The 18,958-nt window shown below is 63.0% G+C and carries 16 protein-coding genes; 6 read left to right on the forward strand and 10 right to left on the reverse strand.

Translation table 11 applies throughout. The annotated features are described in order from the left end of the window. Nucleotides 1-37: 37 nt before the first annotated feature. On the reverse strand, nucleotides 38-748 hold the full coding sequence (locus tag ACNKU3_RS10115) for a TorF family putative porin (protein WP_418259336.1): 711 nt from the start codon (nucleotides 746-748) through the stop codon (nucleotides 38-40). A 377-nt stretch (nucleotides 749-1,125) separates the two neighbouring features. On the opposite strand from ACNKU3_RS10115, the gene ACNKU3_RS10120 reads away from it, so the two are divergent. From ACNKU3_RS10120 to ACNKU3_RS10135, 4 genes are all read left to right on the forward strand, one after another. Beyond that, the gene (locus ACNKU3_RS10120) at nucleotides 1,126-1,389 is read left to right on the forward strand and encodes an accessory factor UbiK family protein (protein WP_418259337.1); all 264 of its coding nucleotides are present in this window, start codon (nucleotides 1,126-1,128) and stop codon (nucleotides 1,387-1,389) included. A gap of 32 nt (nucleotides 1,390-1,421) precedes the next feature. Beyond that, nucleotides 1,422-2,909 carry a YifB family Mg chelatase-like AAA ATPase gene (locus tag ACNKU3_RS10125; RefSeq protein ID WP_418259338.1) on the forward strand — a complete coding sequence of 496 codons (1,488 nt, stop codon included), beginning with the start codon at nucleotides 1,422-1,424 and terminating at the stop codon, nucleotides 2,907-2,909. Nucleotides 2,910-3,064: 155 nt separating this feature from the next. Further along, nucleotides 3,065-3,853, forward strand: a complete 789-nt coding sequence (locus ACNKU3_RS10130; RefSeq protein WP_418259339.1) for a mechanosensitive ion channel family protein — start codon at nucleotides 3,065-3,067, stop codon at nucleotides 3,851-3,853. Between the two features lie 7 nt (nucleotides 3,854-3,860). Further along, nucleotides 3,861-4,730, forward strand: coding sequence for a heme-dependent oxidative N-demethylase family protein (locus ACNKU3_RS10135; protein ID WP_418259340.1), 870 nt, complete (start codon nucleotides 3,861-3,863; stop codon nucleotides 4,728-4,730). Here ACNKU3_RS10135 and ACNKU3_RS10140 read toward each other — a convergent pair. The 8 genes from ACNKU3_RS10140 to ACNKU3_RS10175 all read right to left on the reverse strand — a co-directional run bounded on the left by ACNKU3_RS10140 (nucleotide 4,727) and on the right by ACNKU3_RS10175 (nucleotide 14,139). After that, complete coding sequence (locus ACNKU3_RS10140; protein ID WP_418259341.1) at nucleotides 4,727-6,130, reverse strand: MBL fold metallo-hydrolase RNA specificity domain-containing protein; 1,404 nt, start codon at nucleotides 6,128-6,130, stop codon at nucleotides 4,727-4,729. The two genes, ACNKU3_RS10135 and ACNKU3_RS10140, sit on opposite strands and share 4 nt — an antisense overlap. Before the next feature lie 118 nt (nucleotides 6,131-6,248). Further along, complete coding sequence (locus ACNKU3_RS10145; protein ID WP_418259342.1) at nucleotides 6,249-6,725, reverse strand: regulatory protein RecX; 477 nt, start codon at nucleotides 6,723-6,725, stop codon at nucleotides 6,249-6,251. Nucleotides 6,726-6,799: 74 nt separating this feature from the next. Beyond that, entirely contained in the window at nucleotides 6,800-7,840 is a 1,041-nt protein-coding gene (gene recA, locus ACNKU3_RS10150) for a recombinase RecA (RefSeq protein ID WP_418259343.1), read from the reverse strand. An 807-nt stretch (nucleotides 7,841-8,647) separates the two neighbouring features. Beyond that, complete coding sequence (mmsB, locus tag ACNKU3_RS10155) at nucleotides 8,648-9,532, reverse strand: 3-hydroxyisobutyrate dehydrogenase (protein ID WP_418259344.1); 885 nt, start codon at nucleotides 9,530-9,532, stop codon at nucleotides 8,648-8,650. Nucleotides 9,533-9,673: 141 nt separating this feature from the next. Beyond that, nucleotides 9,674-10,786 carry an enoyl-CoA hydratase/isomerase family protein gene (locus ACNKU3_RS10160; protein ID WP_418259345.1) on the reverse strand — a complete coding sequence of 371 codons (1,113 nt, stop codon included), beginning with the start codon at nucleotides 10,784-10,786 and terminating at the stop codon, nucleotides 9,674-9,676. Continuing rightward, nucleotides 10,786-11,574 (reverse strand): enoyl-CoA hydratase, encoded by a 789-nt coding sequence (locus tag ACNKU3_RS10165; RefSeq protein ID WP_418259346.1) that lies wholly within the window; start codon nucleotides 11,572-11,574, stop codon nucleotides 10,786-10,788. Before ACNKU3_RS10165 ends, ACNKU3_RS10160 begins: the two co-directional genes overlap by 1 nt. Next, a complete protein-coding gene (locus tag ACNKU3_RS10170) occupies nucleotides 11,571-12,731 on the reverse strand; it encodes an acyl-CoA dehydrogenase family protein (RefSeq protein WP_418259347.1) in 1,161 nt (386 codons plus the stop codon). Before ACNKU3_RS10170 ends, ACNKU3_RS10165 begins: the two co-directional genes overlap by 4 nt. A 4-nt stretch (nucleotides 12,732-12,735) precedes the next feature. After that, nucleotides 12,736-14,139, reverse strand: a complete 1,404-nt coding sequence (locus tag ACNKU3_RS10175) for an aldehyde dehydrogenase family protein (RefSeq protein WP_418259348.1) — start codon at nucleotides 14,137-14,139, stop codon at nucleotides 12,736-12,738. Between the two features lie 103 nt (nucleotides 14,140-14,242). On the opposite strand from ACNKU3_RS10175, the gene ACNKU3_RS10180 reads away from it, so the two are divergent. Then, the gene (locus ACNKU3_RS10180) at nucleotides 14,243-15,124 is read left to right on the forward strand and encodes a helix-turn-helix domain-containing protein (protein WP_418259349.1); all 882 of its coding nucleotides are present in this window, start codon (nucleotides 14,243-14,245) and stop codon (nucleotides 15,122-15,124) included. Between the two features lie 50 nt (nucleotides 15,125-15,174). Here the strand turns inward: ACNKU3_RS10180 and ACNKU3_RS10185 are convergent, their stop codons facing one another. Further along, complete coding sequence (locus ACNKU3_RS10185) at nucleotides 15,175-16,809, reverse strand: thioredoxin family protein (protein ID WP_418259350.1); 1,635 nt, start codon at nucleotides 16,807-16,809, stop codon at nucleotides 15,175-15,177. A 143-nt stretch (nucleotides 16,810-16,952) separates the two neighbouring features. Here ACNKU3_RS10185 and ACNKU3_RS10190 point away from each other — a divergent pair, with 143 nt between their 5' ends. After that, nucleotides 16,953-18,932 carry a S9 family peptidase gene (locus ACNKU3_RS10190; protein WP_418259351.1) on the forward strand — a complete coding sequence of 660 codons (1,980 nt, stop codon included), beginning with the start codon at nucleotides 16,953-16,955 and terminating at the stop codon, nucleotides 18,930-18,932. The last annotated feature ends 26 nt before the right edge of the window (nucleotides 18,933-18,958 follow it).

Here is an 18,958-nt window from a genome sequence, read left to right on the forward strand (position 1 = left end):
GCCTCGCGGCGCCCGTAGTCAGGTTCTTAAGTGTTGATTACATGCTCTTGGAGACGGTGAACACGACGGTGTCGTCGCCCCAGTCAGTACCGAACACTTCTTCGTCGTCCAGATCGGTGCCTACCCAGGCCAGTGACCAGTCAACGGCCAGCCAGGAAGCAGATACGCCGATGGAGTAATCGGTGTAGTCGGTAGCGCCGTCAGAGAGGAAGCCCTCTTCGTCCAGGTCGTTGTAACCAACGTGGAAATCGACGGTGAACATGCCGAGGCCGAGGCTGTAGCCGGCCTGGTAGTACATGAAGTTGCCAGTCTCACCGTAGTAATCGTCGGAGTAGGCCAGGCCCAGGCTGAAGTCCCACAGGGACAGGCTGCCATAGATCTCCTGGTAGTCGCCTTCTGCGCCGTCGTCACCGGGGTAGTCGTAGTAGACATAGCCGACGTCGATGCCGATGTTGTCGTTGATGGGTACCGCCCAGCCGACGTAGTAGTCCAGCTCGAGGGAGCCGTCAAAACCGTCGTTGCTGTCGAAATCAACAGAGGAGCCCCAGGTGCCGACGTAGATACCGTTGTCAAAGCCGAGATCGAAACCGCCCTGGATGGCGGGGGATTCGTCTGACTGGGAAATACCACGGAATTTGTAATCGGTGGTCAGTGCGACGTTACCGCTGATCTCAACAGCTTGTGCAGAAGCCGCGGCGCCAGCAAGCAATGCGGTAGCGATGGCGGCGGGAAGTGCTTTTTTCAACATGTTGTCATTCTCCATGAGTTGAACCAGGTGTCAGAAATGTATTGCAACGTCTAATTACTTTGTGGGCACAGAATGCGCGCTATACAAATCTGCCCGACTAAGTGCAGGGCATGTGCCAGATGGCCTTATTTTCTTTAATATCAATAGCCTATGATATAAATACTCATAAACTGCACATTTCTTGCGCACCATTAACGCACCACCCATGCACCACTATGGAATATATCACCATTTTGGTGCGCCAAAATGGCGCGTTATATTAGTCATGGCTAGGTACCCCCTCGTGCGGGTTTGCGGCAGCGGGCGTTTCTGATCTTCGCCTGGCGGCGCAAATACCCTAGAATCCGCTTTTGAACAGGTTCAGACAGGTCCTCGCAATGGCTGTAAAACCACCTCCGGCTCCCTGGGACTTACTCCAGCAAATGAGCCAGCTGGCCAGTGAATCCGGGCTCAAGGGCGAAGTCGACAAGGGCGTGCGCAGCCTCGCCCAGTCCGCACTGGGCAAACTCGACCTTGTCAGCCGGGAAGAATTTGACGCCCAGAGCGAGGTACTGCGCCGCACCCGGGCCCGGGTCGAGGAGCTGGAAGCGGAACTGGAGGCACTGGGCAAGCAACTCGATCAGCTCGCGGACAGGGATTGATTTAACCGCAGCGCTACGCTCACGGACGAGCCATGGAACTTTCTGTACTGCACAGCCGCGCAATCTCCGGACTCAGCGCGCCACCGGTGCGCGTCGAAACCCATCTCTCCAACGGACTGCCGGCATTCAATATCGTCGGTATGCCCGCCACCGCCGTACGCGAGAGCAAGGACCGCGTACGCAGTGCCATCCTCAACTCCTGGTTTGAATTTCCCGACCGGCGGATCACCGTCAACCTCGCGCCCGCCGACCTGCCCAAGGAGGGCGGCCGTTTCGACCTGCCGATCGCCCTCAGCATCCTGGTTGCCTCGGGCCAGTTGCAGGCGCCGCAACTCGCAGAGCTCGAGTTCCTCGGCGAACTCGCGCTCGATGGCAGCCTGCAGCAGGTGCCCGGCGTGGTCTGCGCCGCACTGGCCGCGGCGGCCTGCGGCAGGACCCTGGTCATCCCCCGGGACAGTGCCGCGCATGCCTGCCGGATACCCGAAGCTACAGTCCTCGCGGCACCTGACCTGCTGACCCTGTGCGCCCACCTCAACGGCAGCCAGGCTTTGCCCGAGCCACCTCGCGCTCCCCCCAGGGCGACCCCCTCCTACCCCGACCTCAGTGAGGTCGTCGGCCAGCACGCGGCGCGGCGGGCACTGGAGATCGCCGCAGCCGGGGCCCACAATCTCCTGCTGGTGGGTCCACCGGGGACCGGCAAGACCCTGCTCGCCAGCCGCCTGCCCGGTATCCTGCCGCCACCCAGCCGCGAAGAGTCCCTGGTGGCACTCGCGCTGCGCGACTTCGACGGCTGCACAGCACCTGAAGATACCCTGCAGCGACCGTTTCGCGCGCCCCACCACAGCGCCAGCCCCGCCGCACTGATCGGGGGCGGCAGCCACCCGAGGCCCGGAGAAATCTCCCTGGCCCACGGCGGCGTGCTGTTCCTGGACGAGCTACCGGAATTCAGCCGGATGTGTCTGGAAGCACTGCGCGAGCCACTGGAATCAGGCGAAGTCACCATCTCCCGGGCCCGCCACAAGTTGCGCTATCCCGCCGGTTTCCAACTGGTGGCGGCCATGAATCCCTGCCCCTGCGGTTACCTGGGCGACAGCCAGCGGCACTGCCGTTGCACGCCGGAACAGATCCAGCGCTACCAGGGAAGGCTGTCCGGGCCGCTGCTGGACCGTATCGACCTGCACGTCAGTGTGCCGCGGGTGGCGCCCGGCCTGTTGCTGCAAAACACGTGTACCGGCGAACCCTCCTCGGCGGTGCGCAGCCGCGTCGCGCAGTCCCGCCAGCGGCAGCTGGAACGCCAGTCCTGCCTGAATTCGCAACTGTCCCCGAAGCGGCTCTTCGACTACTGCGTACTGGACGCCGATACACGCCTGCTGCTGGAAAAATCCGCGGAAGAACTGCACCTGTCGGGCCGGGCCCTGCACCGGATCCTGCGAGTGACGCGGACCATCGCCGACCTCGAAGGCGCCCCAACCATCAACAGCGCTCACCTCGCCGAAGCCCTGGCCTATCGCGGACATTAATATCCAAGCCGGGTAACTGCCGCTATCATCCCTGTGGATCGCCGCAATCTGACCCGCGGGCGGACCGGCAGCACGCAGCCCAGGCAGGGCCCCCGTGCGAACATCCAGCCGCTGCCAGTTGGGCGCGGCACAGGGCAAGGCGCAGGAGAAACAGCATGATGCAGGCAGTGAGCGATGTTCTGGCCAGCGTGGGCAATTACGGCTCACTGATTGCCAGTATCGTCGCGGTGATGTTCGGCGGCATGATCGTGGTCTACCTCCTGTACCGCCTGTTGCATTCAGTCATCAAGCCCAAGGGTACCTTCGCCCGGGTGATGAAAGTGTTTTTCGGTGCGCTCTACGTACTGATTCTTGTCGTCACGGTCCTGCTGGCCGCCGAACGGGTAGGCCTGCCGGTCAAGGGACTCGGCGCGATCGCCATTCTCGCGGTAATTGTCGGGGCGGTCATTGTGTTCTTCCTGTTGCCCTTCCTGCCCAGGGTGCCCTTCATGCCCGGGCACATGGTGGAGATTCGCGGTGAGCTCGGCATCGTCGAAGCGGTCACCGCCTACCAGGTAGTACTGCGCACCTTTGACGGCCAGACGCTCTACCTGCCCACCCCGCTGGTGATGGCGGGGCCGATCCGCAATTTCACGGACCAGCCCCGGCGGCGGATTGCACTGGAGGTCGAACTGCAACCCGGCGGCGACCTGCGCCGCGGCCGGGCGGTATTGGCGCAATTGATGAAGACCAATCCGAAGGTCCTCGATGAGCCGCCACCTATGGTCTATATCACCGGCATTTCAGCGGAAAAGGTCGGTGTTGTAGCCTATTGCTGGGTAGCGACCGCAGACTGGCTGGCGACCCGCGATGCGCTGTGGGAGTCGATCAACCAGGCTTTCCAGCAGGAAACCTCGGTACAACTGGCAGTACCCCGGTTGTTCGTCAGCGGAAACAACGGCTAGGGTCGCCGTGGCACAGCAACTGTTTGGCACCGGGCTTCGCTACCTGCCCCATGTCGCCGACGGGGAAATCCTGCACATGGGCCTCTCCCGGCCGGAGAATGCACCGTGGTTCGAAACGGACAGCGACATCGGCCGCTACCATCGCCACAAGTTGCAACTGCGCAGCGAACGCGGTGACGCGGTCTACCGTACCAGTCCGGAGTCACTGCCGGCGCAACAGGAACTGGCCGCGGTACTGCGCCAGTACCTGCTGGGCGAGCAGGCTGCTAACTACAGCGCTCAGGACAACCTGCTGCATTGCCTACCCGGCGATTTCCATGCGCCCCTGGCGGCGGATGAAATCCTCTGGAACTGCTCCCTGTTGGTTGCGGATGACCTGGTGCTGATGCAGGAGCGTGCGGGACAGTACCATCTCACAGCAGCCAGCCTGTGCAGCCCGAGCCACTGGTCCCTCGCAGAGAAATTCGGACTTCCGCTGCGGGACATCCACGACCCGATACCCGGCTTCCACGCGCGACTAACACCGCGGGTGGAGCGGTTTTTTTCCGGGCTTCGCGCGGGGCCGCCCTTCGTACGATTCAACTGGTCCCTGCAGGCCGGAGACGCGCTGGCCCAGTTTCCCGGGGAGGAATCACCGGCAGCGGCGGATACGGAGTTGTATTACCGGGTCGAGCGGCAGAGCCTGAAGCGCCTGCCGGAAAGCGGGGCGATTGTATTCACCATCCGGGTTTACCTGCATCCGCTGGAAGCCCTCGACGCGATCGAAGGTGCGCTTCCGGCACTGCTGGATACCATCGGGAGTACGCCGGATGAACTTCTCCACTACAAGGGCCTGGACCGGCTGGCGCCGGCACTGGGCAAGTATCGGGGCGGCTAGAAGTGTGTCTGGTGGCCCTGGTCCGGTGTTTCCACCTGCAGGTTCTGCTCCTGTAACAGGCGCTGTGCCAGCACGTCCTGGGCTTCCGGCTCGCCGTGCACGAGATAGACCCGCGGCGGCGGCTGGAACTCGCCGATCCAGTTGACCAGCGTACTCTGCCCGGCATGGGCCGACAGGCCGCCGAGGGTCTCCACCCGGGCCTTGACGATATATTCGTCGCCGAACATGCGGATATGTTTGGCGCCATCAACGATCAGGCGACCGAGTGTGCCCCGCGCCTGGTAACCGGCAAACAGGATGGTATTCCTGGAATCCCAGATGCGATGCTTGAAATGATGGCGAATGCGCCCGCCGGTACACATCCCGCTGCCGGCTATGATGATCGCGCCTTTTTTGACCCGGTTGATGGCCATGGATTCCTCGACTTCCCGGGTCAGCTGCAAGGTTGGCAGAAACTGTTCCAGTGATTGCCGGTGGTGTTCACTGAGTTCGCGCACCTCCTCACAGTGGTCCAGCTTTATCCAGCGGTCATACACCTTGGTCACCGCTATCGCCATCGGGCTGTCGAGGAATATCTGCCAGTTGTCGAGTTCCCCGCGATGCAGCAGGCAGCCGAGGTGGAAGAGAATATCCTGGGTGCGACCGACAGCGAAGGCGGGAATCATCACATTGCCGCCGGCGCTCCAGGTCTCATGCAAAATTTCCCGCAGTTGCTCGATGGAGTTATCCTCGCTGCGGTGTTCGCGGTCGCCATAGGTGCTCTCCACCAGCAATACGTCGGCGTGCTGAAGCCGGCATGGCGGGTTCATCAGCACGGAATCCTGCTTGCCGAGGTCTCCGGAAAACACCAGGGTCTTGGCCGCGCCTTCCTCGTTCAGGCGTACTTCGACGATCGAGGATCCCAGGATATGACCCGCGTCATGGAAGATCACAGTGGCCGCGGTGCCCATGGATACGTGTTTGCCATAGGGCTCAGGCCGGCACAGACCCAGCACTCCGTCGACGTCCTGTTGCCCGTACAGGGGCTCGGACTGCTCCCGCCCGCGACGGGCATTGCGCAGGTTTTCTCGCTCGAGGTCGCGAAGGTAGAGCCCCACCGCGTCTTTCAGCAGAATCTCGAGCAATTCGTAGGTAGCCGCCGTACACAGGATCTCGCCGCGAAAACCTTCGCGATACAGGCGGGGGAGCAAACCCGAATGGTCGAGGTGCGCGTGGGAGAGAAGCACCGTATCAATCCGCGCCGGGTCAAACTCAAACTCCTCCTGGCGCAGGCGTTTGACTGCATCACCTCCCTGGTGCATACCGCAGTCGAGGAGAACACGCCCTGTGGCGGGGGACTGCAGCAGGTGACAGGAGCCGGTAACCTCACGGGCCGCGCCAAGAAAGGTAAGTTTCGCCATTGTTATTGCCCTTTTGTGACCTGGTCAAAGGATAGGCGATCGAAAAGTATTTTGCCTGCCGGAACACCCCTTCAGCGCTGTCACAAACAAGGGTGTACGAACAACGACCCATTCGGCGCTAGAGCACTTCAGAATAATGTTCGTGGCTGAAACCGCGGTACTGCAGAAAGCGGATGCGACGGGCCTTTTCACGCAGGTCACCATCCTCCCGCACGGACTCGCTGCCGCGAAAACCGAACTTGCGTTCCAGCGCGGAGATCGCCAGTTCGCGCCAGTCGACATTCTCTTCGGCGAATACGATCTCGATTGTGTCGTTGTCTATCCCACGCTGGCGCAGTTCCTGGCGGATACGCAGGGGACCATAGCCTCGCGACACGCGCTGCCGGAGAAAACTGCCGGCAAACCGGGCATCGCTCTGCAGGTTCTCAGCGCGCAAACCTTCTATAGCTTCTTCTAGCAGGGGGGTTGTGCCAAACCTGCGCGCCAGCTTCTCGCGCAGTTCCCTGGCGCTTTGCTCGCGGCGGGCGAGCAGATCCATTGCCGCAATACGCACATCGGCGAGGGTGACGGGATTATCTGATGATCGTCTGTGCATGAGGAAAAGAGACGCCGGGGCAGAGAGTGGGGATAGTGGAACCCCGGCGTCTCATAAAAGTGGTGAAGCCGGAATTACTCTTCGGCAGGCGTCTCTGCCGCGACATCGGACTTCTGCCTCGGCGGATCCACATTCAGCATCTGGCTGCGGATTGCGCTCTCGATTTCACTGGCGACAGCGGGATTGTCATCCAGGAACTTTGAGGCGTTGGCCTTGCCCTGGCCGATCTTGTCGCCCTTGTAGGAATACCAGGCGCCGGACTTGTCGACGAGGTTGAGTTTCACACCCCAGTCGATGACTTCACCCATGTGGTAGATACCCTTGCCGTACATGATCTGGAATTCCGCCTGCTTGAAGGGCGGTGACACCTTGTTCTTGACCACCTTGACCCGGGTCTCGTTCCCGACGATCTCATCGCCTTCCTTCACCGCACCGATGCGACGGATATCCAGGCGTACGGAGGAGTAGAACTTGAGGGCGTTACCACCGGTGGTGGTCTCCGGCGAGCCGAACATCACACCGATCTTCATGCGGATCTGGTTGATGAAAATCACCAGGCAGTTGGTCTGCTTGATGCTGGCGGTAAGCTTGCGCATGGCCTGGCTGAGCAGGCGCGCCTGCAGGCCAACGTGGGAATCACCCATCTCACCCTCGATTTCCGCCTTCGGCGTCAACGCGGCGACCGAGTCCACTACCAGCACGTCAACCGCACCGGAGCGCACCAGCATCTCGGCGACTTCCAGCGCCTGCTCGCCGGTATCCGGCTGGGAGACGATAAGGTCGTCCATTTGCACGCCGAGTTTTTCCGCGTAGCTCGGGTCGAGCGCATGCTCGGCGTCAATGAAGGCGGCGGTGCCACCCAGCTTCTGCGCCTCGGCAATCACCTGCAGGGTCAGGGTCGTTTTACCAGAGGATTCCGGCCCGTAGATTTCACAGATCCGGCCGCGCGGCAGGCCGCCGATACCGAGGGCGATATCCAGGCCCAGCGAACCGGTGGAAATGGCGGGTATGGCTTCGAGTTCCTTGTCGCCCATGCGCATGACGGTACCCTTGCCGAACTGGCGCTCGATCTGGGCCAGTGCTGCTTCCAGTGCTTTTTCCTTGTTTGCATCCATTGTCGTGTTCCCCAACTCAACTGTGAAAGTACTGTATATATACTCAGTGCTTTGAAATCGAATTGCAAGACTTTAAACGCATTAAATTCGGTCGGTGGAAAAACCTGCCTGATTGGGCGACAGGTCATCCCCCGGGGTAAGCTGGCGTGTCCCACAGCGGTCCGGGGACTGTCGCCTGGCATGCAGGCGTGAAGGTGCTTTTGCCCCGTTTATGGGGCATTGGGGTGCGTGAAGGTCGTGGGGCGGCCTGGCGGCCGCTGCGTGGCCTGCGGGCGGGAGTGAACCCGGGCAATCGCACACTGGTCTGGTTTGCGGTTTGCTGTTTGCGGTTTACTAAAGCTTGGTTTAGGCCTTCGCATTTCACCCGCTTCGAGGAGCAAGCCAGCCCGGAGTTCCGTCAGCTGTCGTTTGGCACCCGCATTGGCGTCGGGTGGTGCATGTCTTTTGCGGACTTGGAGGGCGTCGGTGCGAACTCGATCCCCATGCGGAACCGCCACCGCAACGCGATGCGCCATGCCACCACACCAGCTACCGTGGACTGCAGTAACATGTAATCTCAAGACCCATTCAAAACCCCGCAGCCACGCGGCAATTCCGGGCACCCAAAGGCCAACGCGCCGCAAGCGCCCGCAATGGAGCAAAAGACGTGCACCACCCGGCGCCAATGCAGCGGCCGCCAGGCCGCCAGGCCGCCAGGCCGCCAGGCCGCCACTCATGGGAATAAAAAAGACGCGTCCCAAATCAACGCAGCGGCACCAAGGCCGCTGCGAATGAACAGGCAATCAGCAGATCAACAGCGAATGGTGATTACTTCTGGTACTGCTCCAGAGCCGCGGAAAAGTCCCGCTGCCCCTGCCCGTCCGCCTGCAGGCCTTCGTAGATGGCCCGCGCGAGTTTGCCCATGCGGTTGTCGACACCGGCGGCGTCGGCGATACCGCCCGCCAGGCCGAGATCCTTGGCCATCAGGTCGATCATGAAGCCCGGCTGGTAGCCCTTGCTGGCGGGAGCGTTTTCCATGACCCCCGGATAGGGGTTGTAGACCTCCAGCGACCAGTTGCGACCGGAACTGGCGAGCATGATCTCGGAGAGCACTTTCGGGTCGAGGCCGTTGCGCGCGCCCATCTCCAGGGCCTCGCAGGTACCCAGCATGTGGATGGCGAGCAGCATGTTGTTGCAGCCCTTGGCCACTTGCCCGGCGCCGGGGGGGCCGGCGTGGAAGATGTTCTTGCCCATGTTGGCGAGAATCAGTTTCGCCTTCTCGAAGGTTTCCGCACTGCCGCCACACATGAAGGCCAGGGTGCCGGCGGCCGCCGCGGCGACACCGCCGGAGACTGGCGAATCCATGAAGCCGATACCCGCCTCTGCCGCGGCCTCGCCGACCTCACGGGCGGTGGCCGCGTCGATGGTGCTGCAGTCGAGTACGGTGGTGCCGGCGTCGAGCAGGGCGAGCAGGCCGCTGTCACCGAGGTAGGTGCCGGCGACATGCTTGCCGGCGGGCAGCATGGAGATGATGTAATCCTTGCCGGGCGCTGCCTCCGCCGCGGAGTCGGCGACTCCGGCGCCGGCCGCGCGCAGTTGCGCACAGGCTTCGGCCGAAAGGTCGAACACGGTGACCTCGTGGCCGGCCTTGATGAGGTTGGTAGCCATGGGGCCGCCCATGTTGCCGAGACCGATAAAAAGAACTGAAGCCATTGGAATCTCCGTTTATTGTTTGCGGTCACCTGCGGCAATCGCGACGCGATCAGCCGGGCGGGAGCCCCGCGATAGGAATTGTTTGTCAGTAACCGCCGCGGTCGACCGCACGCCGGCGATCTCCCGCACAGGGACCGGTGCTCAGGCCAGTCCCGCCAGCGGGTTTTCGGGCCAGGGCGCCCGGAAGAAGCTCTCCAGCACTTGCGCCGGTACTTCCCGGGATTTGCCGTACTGCCAGGCCGGGTTGCGATCCTTGTCGATCAGCAGGGCGCGCACGCCCTCCGCGAATTCCGGGTGGCGAACGATATTGGTCGCCAGTTGCAGCTCCGCCGGGAAAATTTCCGCCAGGCCCATGTGCCGGGTTTCCTGCAACTGACGGTGAATCCACAGGGCCGCCAGCGGCGAGCCGTGGGCCAGGCTGTCGCGGGCCTTCGCCAGCCAGGGATCGTCGGTTTCCAGCCCGCTGATCTGGTCGATCACAGCGTGGATATCGTCGCCATCGAGCAACTGGGCGATGGTCGCCGCGTGCGGCTCCACCTGGCCCGCCGGCGACGCGGCGAGGCTCTGTTCGGCAAAGGGCCGCAGCACCCGGCGCACCAGGGCGTGATTCTGTTCGCTATCCGCCGTCCACTCCTTGCGCAACAGGCCGCTGATTACCGCGTCCTTGTGTTCGCTCAGGATGAAACGGTCGGCAATGCCGACGAATATGGCGTCCGCCGCGTTGACCGAGGCACCGGTCAGCGCGAGGAATTCACCGGTCTTGCCCGGCGCGTGGTTGAGGAACCAGCTGCCGCCGACATCGGGAAACAGGGCAATGGTCACTTCGGGCATGGCGATGCGGGTGCGCTCGGTCACCACCCGGTGGGAACAGCCCGCCATCACCCCGAGGCCGCCGCCCATGACGATGCCGTGGCCCCAGCAGATCACCGGCTTGGGGTAGGTATGCAGGGTGTAGTTCATGCGGTATTCGCGCTCGAAAAACGCCTCCGCATATTCGCAGGGTCCGCCCGGCTGCTCCACCGCGGAGCGGTGCAGGGCCTGGACGTCGCCGCCCGCGCAGAAAGCCTTTTCCCCTGCCCCCTCGATAAATACCGCCGCTATGTTGGCGTCACCTGCCCAGGCATCGAGCTTGTCCTGCAGCAGGTCGACCATCTCCAGGGTCAGTGAATTGAGGGTCGCCTCGACATTCAGCGTGATCCGGCCAATCGCGCCATTGGCGGCCGGCAACTCCTCGAACAGTACCGCGTCACTCATCAGGCGTTCTTCCATTCGGGCTTGCGTTTCTCGAGGAAGGCATTGACGCCCTCGCGCTGGTCCTCGGTGGAGAACAGGTCGACAAACTCCCGGCGCTCCTCTTCCAGGCCGCGGGCCAGGGCGATATCCCGGCCGCTGTGGATCAGGCGCTTGCAAGCGGCTACCGCCAGCGGGCTCTGCTCGCCCACCTGTTCGGCCAGGGCCAGGGCGGTTTCCAGCGCCTTGCCGGTGGCAACGACTTCCTCGACGATGCCGATTTCCAGCGCTTTTTGCGCCTTCACCCGCTCGCCGCAGAGAATCATCCGCTTGGCCCAGCCTTCACCGGCCAGCCAGGCCAGGCGCTGGGTGCCGCCGGCGCAGGGCAGCAGGCCGACCTTGGCTTCCGGCAGCGCCAGCGCCGCCTGTTCCTCGGCGATACGGATATCGCAGGCCAGTGCCACTTCCAGGCCGCCGCCCATGGCAAAGCCGTTGATCGCGGCGATGGATACGCCGCGAAAATCCGCCAGCGCCTCGAAGGCCTCGCCGAACAGGCGGCCCATCAGGCCGGCGTTTTCGGGGTCGCCATCGGCGAACAGTTTGAGGTCCGCTCCGGCGGAGAAGAACTTCTCCCCAGCCCCGGTCAGCACCAGGGCATACACGGATTTCTCCGCGTTGAGCTTTTCCACCAGGTCTTTCAGCGCCGGCAGGCTCTCGGTATCCCAGGTATTCGCCGCGGGGTTGTCGATGGTGACCAACGCCGTGTGGCCGCGAATTTCCAGCTTGAGCTTGTCCGAAGTGCTCAGACTCATTTGATGACCTCCAGCGCGCCTTCCATCAACAGGCGGCGCGAGACGATGACTTTCATGATTTCGTTGGTACCCTCAAGGATCTGGTGCACCCGGGTGTCGCGCACATGGCGCTCCATCGGGTATTCCTTGATGTAACCGTAGCCGCCGAACAACTGCAGGGCCTCGTTGCAGATTTCGAAACCCTTGTCGGTGGCGAAGCGCTTGGCCATGGCACAGTAGGTGGTTGCCTGGGCGTCTTTCGTGTCCAGTTTCCACGCCGCCAGCCGCACCATCTGGCGCGCCGCCACCAGGTCGGTGAGCATGTCCGCGAGACGGAACTGGGTGGCCTGGAAGTCGGCGATCGCGCTGTCGAACTGCTTGCGCTCCTGCACGTACTGCACGGCCTCTTCCAGCGCCTGCTGGGCAGTGCCGATGGAACAGGTGGCGATATTGATGCGGCCGCCGTCCAGTCCTTCCATGGCGATGGCAAAGCCCTGGCCTTCCTCGCCGAGGCGATAGGCGACCGGTACGCGCACATTATCGAAGCTGATCAGGCGGGTGGGCTGGCACTTCCAACCCATCTTTTCCTCGTTCTTGCCGTAGCTCACGCCTTCGGCATCCGCCGGGATCAACAGGGCGGTAATCCCCTTGGGACCCGCGCCCCCGGTGCGCAGCATGACCACCAGCGCATCGGTTTCCCCGGCGCCGGAGATGAACACCTTGGAGCCGTTGACCACGTACTCATCGCCTTCGCGCACGGCAGTAGTACGCAGGGAGCCTGCGTCGGAACCGGCGCCCGGCTCGGTCAGGCAGTAGGAGGCGAGCTTCACTCCCATGGTCAGGTCGTGGCACCACTCCTCGATCACGGTGTCGGAGCCATACTTGCCCACCATGCTGGTGGCCATGTTGTGAATGGTGAGAAAGGCGGTGGTCGCGGTGCAACCCTTGGCCAGTTCCTCGACGATCAGGCTCGCGTCGAGGCGCGACATACCGAGGCCGCCGGCGGCTTCGGGGGTATACATGCCCATGAACCCGAGTTCACCGGCCTGCTTGAGTTCAGCCACCGGGAAGTGGGACGTGGCGTCCCACTCGGCGGCGTTGGGGGCGAGCACCCCCTCGGCGAAAGCCCTTGCGCTTTCCGCAAAGGCCTTCTGGTCTTCGCTGAGGGCGAAATCCATGGTCTTACTGGAATTTGTCCAGGACCTTGCCGAACAGCACCTCGTCGGCGGGGATCACCTTGGTTTCCGCCAGCGGCTTGGACACCCAGGTCTCGTTGATCAGGTCGCGCCAGGTGATGTTGTGGTTCACCGAGTTGCCACCCCATGAGCCACAACCCAGGGAGAAGGTCTGGCGCATGCCGTTCCACAGGTTGCCGCTGTTGGAGGGCGCCTGCGGCTGGTTAACCATCACCCGCGAGGTGCGGGTGTTGAGCGCCAGCTTCATGATGTTGTCGTCGTTGTAGGAGTAGATACCACAGCTGTGGCCCTGCCCCTGGTAGGCCTGGATACGGTTGGTCAGGTCGATGGCTTCATCGATGTCCTTGACCTTGTAGAGCGCCATGGTGACGGACAGCTTCTCGCCGGAGAAGGGGTAGTCGACGCCGGTGCCGGATTCCGGCACGATCAGGAAGGTCTTGCCTTCCGGCAGGTCGATACCGGCCATGCCGCAGATGTTGGCCGCGGACTGGGCCACCGCCTTGGCGTTCAGGTGATCGTCTTCCCACAGGGTGTTGCGCAGCTTTTCCTTGTCGTCGCCCTGGATGATGTAGCCGCCTTCGGCCAGCAGCTTTTCCAGGAACTCATCGAAAACCGATTCGAAAACCACCACGGAGTTGTCCGAGGAACAGGAGGCCGCGAGGTCCAGGGTCTTGGAGATGCGAATTTTCTCCGCCGCCTCGTCGAGGTTCGCGGTATCGTCAACGGTGATTACCGCGTTACCCACGCCCACACCCAGGGCCGGGGTGCCAGAGGAGTAGGCCGCGGTCACCATGGCTTCACCACCGGTCGCCAGTACGCGGTCGCACTGGGCCATCAGTTCGTTGGTTTTCTCGATAGAGGGAACGTCGATGCTCTGCACCAGGTCTGCCGGCGCGCCCATCTTGACGATCGCTTCGCGCATATAGTCGCAGATCATCTTGTTGGTCAGCTTGGCGCGGGGGTGCGGGGCGACGATGATCGCGTTGCGGCCCTTCACTGCGGAGATCGCCTTGATCACCGGAGTGGCCTCCGGGTTGGTGGAGGGAGACAGCGCGCCGACCACGCCCACGGGCTTGGCAATCTTGACGATATTGCGCTCGGGCAGTTCCTCGATCACGCCCACGGACTTGTCGTTGATGATGTCCAGGAGCGTGGCGCGGGTCTTGCGGTGGATCTTCAGGTACTTGCCTTCGTAGTTGCCGAGTTGGGTTTCCTCGACGGTGAAGCGGGCAATTTCCTCGGCACGATCGTCACGCGCGACGGCGTATACCATGGCAGTGATCAGTTCATCGACCTGCTCCTGGGTGTAATTCTCGATCTGGGCCTGCGCCGCCCGGGCGCGCTCGATCATCTCGGCAATTTCCTGCTGGGCGGTTTTTTCTTCTGACATGGTCACTTCCTCACGGGGTTTGTCACTTCGTGGGCGGGGATTCTAGCACGCGGCAACCCCACCGGCATTGACGAAATTGGGATTTTTATGGACTATATTGCGAATGAGCACGCCGTCGAAATGGCCCCTGCCGGAGTCCGGGGTACGCTTTCTCACCCCCTCCTTCATGGTGGAAAAGCTGGCCCGTCACCCGCTAACCAAGGACTGTTACCCCACGGCAATGGGCTACTACCCGAGCGCCACGGGGCACCGCATGGTGCGCGAGCGGCACGACGACAACCTGATCCTTTATTGCACTGCGGGCAGGGCCCACCTGCGCGCCGGGCAGTGGTCCGGCCACCTCGGCCCGGGCCAGATCGCCCTGCTGCCCCAGGGGCTGACACACCGCTACGAGGCGGATCCGGCAGAACCCTGGACTCTCTTCTGGGTTCACTTCCAGGGCGCCAGCACCCGGGTCTTTTTGCAGCACACGGGATACCGGGATGGCAGTCCCGTGGTCAATGCCGGGGTATCGCCGGCCCTGATCGGCAGCTTTAGCAGCCTGCTGGAAGTGCGCCGCACCGGCTATTCGACCCGCGCCTTCATCCACGCCGCCAACCAGCTGCGCTATCTGCTGACCCAGATCGCCCAGGAGGTAAGCGCACACCAGGTACAACAGCACGGGGGATTGCCGCTGGAGCAGGTGCAGGCTTACATGCTGGAGCATCTCGACCAGCCGGTAACCCTCGATGACCTGGCCGCGGTGGCCAACATGTCGAAGTACCACTTTTCCAACCGCTACAAGCAACTCACTGGCTATTCGCCGATCAAGCACTTCCTGCACATGAAAATGGAGCAGGCCTGTCACCTGCTGGATGTCACTGAACTGGGCGTGGGGGAAATCGCGCGGCAGCTGGGTTACGAGGATCCGCTGTACTTTTCCCGACTGTTCAGCAAGACGATCGGCAGTTCACCGCGCGGGTACCGGGCGTCCCAGCGCAAATAGGCGCGGGTCCCCGCAGCGTGCGCTACCGGCGGCGGGACGGGCAAACAGGCCTAGGTCGCGGCGGGCTCGCCGGCCGCGCCAGCAAGACTGTCGCACAGCGGGGGGCGCTCGCTCTGCTGCTCGCAAACACCCTGCAACCGGGCCTGGAAGTGAGCGAGCACTTGCGCCCGGCCAGCGCTGTCGCCTGAATCTCCGCCGGGTTGCGCCACCCACTCCTGCAGCGCGGTGTTGATCCTCTCCATGCGCCGGGTATTGCGCTGGTGCAGGGCATCAGCCTGAACGGTCATCTCCCCCAGGATCGCATCGCCCGTGGCTTCGATGCCCGCCAGGTCGTCCGCTGCCAGGTCGATCAGTGCCAGCAGGTAGATGGTACCCCACTGGACCCGGGTAGCCGGGCCGCGGGCGGCTTCCCAGGCCTTGCGGTACCAGTTCAGGGCCTGCTCCGTATTGCCTTCGTCGCGCTCGATATCCGCCAGTACCACCATGAAATAATAGGGCTGTTTGGACACCGCCATGCCCGCGTCGAGGGTGGCGCGGGTTTCGGCGTCCGCGTGTATCAGGTGATAGGTTTCTGCCAGGGAATAGAGGCCGGCGTGCTGCTGGTAGGCGCCCAGTTCCGCGCGCAGTGCCGCGCCCTTTGCGACCAGGGCGGATTTTTGCTCCGCCGGCAACCCGGGGGACAGGGTCTGCAGCACGTCCGCTTCTCCATACAGGGCATTGAGGCGGGTGAGCACATTGACTTCACTGTCGGACAGTACCCGGTCCAGTGCCGCGTAGATGGCTCCCCCGATGGCCTCCTGCTCCTGGTCTGACTCACTGAGCGCGACGACCAGTTTCTCGCTCGACCAGGCAAAGGTATTGAGATTCGCCCTGCTCAGGGCATCATCCCCGAGCACCGCCAGCACCCAGCCACGAAAGCGTTCGCGCTGCGCCGGGTCGCGGCCTTCCTCGCCCGCCCAGCTTTCCACCGCCAGCATCTGCAGCAGGCTCTTTTCCAGGCTGAATTCCGCAGGGCAGGCCTCGGCCATCTGCAGTGACACCTCCGCCAGCGAACGCTCGCCCAGCGCCCGGCCGCGATCCTGTCCCCAGGAGTAAAACGCCAGCAGTCGCCAGTCCTCCCGTGACAGGGGCTCCCCCCGGTTGAGCGCGTCCACCAGGCCGGAGACCGGGTGCAGGCTGTCGAGGGCGAGGTCCATCACCCCCACATACTGCTGGATGTCCATGCCGCCGGGAATACGGGTGATCTCGGCGCCGTCGGGCGAGAAGATAATCACCGTCGGGTAGCCCATCACCCCGAAGCGCTCGCCGTATTGCTGGGCGCGCTCGGTGTCGCCGTCGAGATAGACGGGCACGAACAGTCGCGACTGGCGAATGAATTCCGGGCGTTTGAAGATTGTCGCCTTCAGTTCATGGCAGGGGGGGCACCACTCGGCGCCCCAGTAAAGGAATATCGGCTTGCCGGATTCTTTCGCCGCGCGAAAGGCGGCGTCCACGTTACCCTCGAACCAGGCGATGTGGTCCGCGCTGGTTTCTGGGCTGGACTGGGGCTGCGCGGCACTGGTACTACTGTCTTGCGGGTCGGGAGAGCAGCCAGCCAGGACGAACAGCAGCAGGCTGAGCGCCACCCACAGCCCGACGTGAGCCTTACGGCCTGCAGCATACCCCGGTGGGAGCTGTATGTTCATCGGCGGCCTTTCCTGTCGCTGTGTAAAACCTGCGCATTATACCCGCCCCCGGGTAAAGACAAGTCCCCCCGACGGGGTAAGCCCCTTTCGTTCTACTGCGATAGAATTCCGCGCCAGACCTGTCACCAACAAGGATATTGCCCATGCCCAGAACTGCCGTGGCTCTCGCAGCCCTCCTGATCACCGCCACGCCCGCGCTTGCAGCAGCGGAGATCGAACGCAGGGAAGCGAATAACGGCCAGTTGCTCATGGAGGATGTGCCGGCCATACCGGAGAGCGTGGCCCAGGATCTCAATCGCTACCAGAACGTACGCTCCGCGGCCTTCCTAGACTGGACTGCGGATAGCCAGTCCATGTATATCGCCACCCGTTTCGCCGAGGTACCCCAGATCCACCGGGTCGACCAGCCCGGTGGTGCGCGCCGGCAACTGACCTTTTTTAACGAACCGGTGGGCGAGGTCGCACGCCAGCCCGGGGGCCGGCAACTCGCGTTTACCCGCGACGCGGGCGGCAGCGAGTTTGCGCAGATATTCCTGCTGGAACCCGGCACCGGCGCAGACCCGGTTCTGCTGACCGACGGTGAATCGCGCAACGGGGGAGTCGTCTGGGACCGGGCGGGCAAGCAGATCGCCTACTACAGCACCCGCCGCAACGGCGCCTCCAATGACATCTGGCTGATGGACACCGCGCAGCCCGGAAATGCCCGGATGGTCATGCAGGCCGGGGACGGCAGCCAGTGGGCCGCGATGGATTTTTCCGCGGACAACAAGTCCCTGCTGCTGCAGCAATACCTCGGCAACTCCGAATCCCGCATTTATGCGCTGGATATCGCCTCCGGCACACTGCGCCGCCTCGCCGGCAGCGACACCCGGCCGAGCAGCAACACCCCGATCGCCTTCGACGACGCTGGCAATGGCTTCTGGTATGTCAGTGACGCCGCGGGCGATTACCAGCAGCTGGTCTGGCAATCTATGGAGGAAAATGCACAGCCTGAAATCGTCAGCGGCGCTATCGACTGGGACGTGGAAGAGATGATCCTGAGTGCAGACCGCAAGCGGGGCGCCTTTGCGGTCAACGAGAACGGTTTTTCCCGTCTCTACCTGCTCGACACGGCCACGCGCAAGTTCGCTCCGGTAAAAGGCCTACCCACCGGTGTTGCCATCACCGCCGGTTTCAGCCCCGACGGCCGCAAGCTCGCCATCACCCTCAATACACCGCAAACCCCCTCGGATGCTTTTGTCCTGTCCCTCGGCAGCAAACCGCTGCAAGCCGGCGAACTCACCCGCTGGACCTATAGCGAAGTCGGCGGGCTGGACAGCAATACGTTCATCGAGCCGGAGCTGGTGCGCTTCCCCACCTTTGACTCCGACAGCGGCGGCCCCGCCTCAATCCCCGCCTGGGTCTACAAACCCAGGGGCCCCGGCCCGCACCCGGTGGTCATCTCCATTCACGGCGGTCCCGAAGCGCAGTCGCGGCCCTATTTCAGCTCGACCTACCAGATGTGGCTGGAAAAGCTGGGGGTCGCCGTGGTCGTCCCCAACGTACGCGGATCGACCGGCTACGGCAAAGCCTACAAGAACCTCGACAACGGTTTCCTGCGGGAAAATTCAGTGAAGGACATCGGCGCGCTGCTGGACTGGATCGCCACCCGCGATGACCTCGACCAGAACCGGGTCGCGGTATTTGGCGGCAGCTATGGCGGCTACATGGTGCTGGCAAGTTCGGTGCACTACAGCGACCGCCTGCAGGCGGCGGTGGACGTTGTCGGCATCAGCCACTTCGTCACGTTCCTGGAAAACACCCAGAACTACCGCCGCGACCTGCGCCGCGCGGAATACGGCGACGAGCGGGACCCGGCCATGCGCGCCCATTTCGAAAAAATCAGCCCGCTCAATCGCGTGGCTGACATCGCCATTCCGCTGTTTGTCATCCAGGGCCAGAACGACCCCCGGGTGCCGGTAACCGAGGCGGAACAGATCGTCGCCGAACTGCGCAGGCACGGGCAGCCCGTGTGGTATATGAATGCCCTCAACGAGGGGCACGGTTACGCCAAGAAGGAAAACGTCGACATCTACCAGCAGGCCACACTGCTGTTCCTGCAGGAATACCTGGTGAACAACTAGGTCCATCTTTCTAAACGTGCCACAGT

Source organism: Haliea sp. E17 (genome assembly GCF_048323675.1).
In the GTDB taxonomy this organism is placed as follows: domain Bacteria; phylum Pseudomonadota; class Gammaproteobacteria; order Pseudomonadales; family Halieaceae; genus Mangrovimicrobium.

What these genes read in the sequence shown, in the direction of transcription:
- ACNKU3_RS10115 (WP_418259336.1), bottom strand. Translation starts at nt 748, where the DNA reads ATGTTGAAAAAAGCACTTCCCGCCGCCATCGCTACCGCATTGCTTGCT.
- ACNKU3_RS10120 (WP_418259337.1), top strand. Translation starts at nt 1,126, where the DNA reads ATGGCTGTAAAACCACCTCCGGCTCCCTGGGACTTACTCCAGCAAATG.
- ACNKU3_RS10125 (WP_418259338.1), top strand. Translation starts at nt 1,422, where the DNA reads ATGGAACTTTCTGTACTGCACAGCCGCGCAATCTCCGGACTCAGCGCG.
- ACNKU3_RS10130 (WP_418259339.1), top strand. Translation starts at nt 3,065, where the DNA reads ATGATGCAGGCAGTGAGCGATGTTCTGGCCAGCGTGGGCAATTACGGC.
- ACNKU3_RS10140 (WP_418259341.1), bottom strand. Translation starts at nt 6,130, where the DNA reads ATGGCGAAACTTACCTTTCTTGGCGCGGCCCGTGAGGTTACCGGCTCC.
- ACNKU3_RS10145 (WP_418259342.1), bottom strand. Translation starts at nt 6,725, where the DNA reads ATGCACAGACGATCATCAGATAATCCCGTCACCCTCGCCGATGTGCGT.
- recA (WP_418259343.1), bottom strand. Translation starts at nt 7,840, where the DNA reads ATGGATGCAAACAAGGAAAAAGCACTGGAAGCAGCACTGGCCCAGATC.
- mmsB (WP_418259344.1), bottom strand. Translation starts at nt 9,532, where the DNA reads ATGGCTTCAGTTCTTTTTATCGGTCTCGGCAACATGGGCGGCCCCATG.
- ACNKU3_RS10160 (WP_418259345.1), bottom strand. Translation starts at nt 10,786, where the DNA reads ATGAGTGACGCGGTACTGTTCGAGGAGTTGCCGGCCGCCAATGGCGCG.
- ACNKU3_RS10165 (WP_418259346.1), bottom strand. Translation starts at nt 11,574, where the DNA reads ATGAGTCTGAGCACTTCGGACAAGCTCAAGCTGGAAATTCGCGGCCAC.
- ACNKU3_RS10170 (WP_418259347.1), bottom strand. Translation starts at nt 12,731, where the DNA reads ATGGATTTCGCCCTCAGCGAAGACCAGAAGGCCTTTGCGGAAAGCGCA.
- ACNKU3_RS10175 (WP_418259348.1), bottom strand. Translation starts at nt 14,139, where the DNA reads ATGTCAGAAGAAAAAACCGCCCAGCAGGAAATTGCCGAGATGATCGAG.
- ACNKU3_RS10180 (WP_418259349.1), top strand. Translation starts at nt 14,243, where the DNA reads ATGAGCACGCCGTCGAAATGGCCCCTGCCGGAGTCCGGGGTACGCTTT.
- ACNKU3_RS10185 (WP_418259350.1), bottom strand. Translation starts at nt 16,809, where the DNA reads ATGAACATACAGCTCCCACCGGGGTATGCTGCAGGCCGTAAGGCTCAC.
- ACNKU3_RS10190 (WP_418259351.1), top strand. Translation starts at nt 16,953, where the DNA reads ATGCCCAGAACTGCCGTGGCTCTCGCAGCCCTCCTGATCACCGCCACG.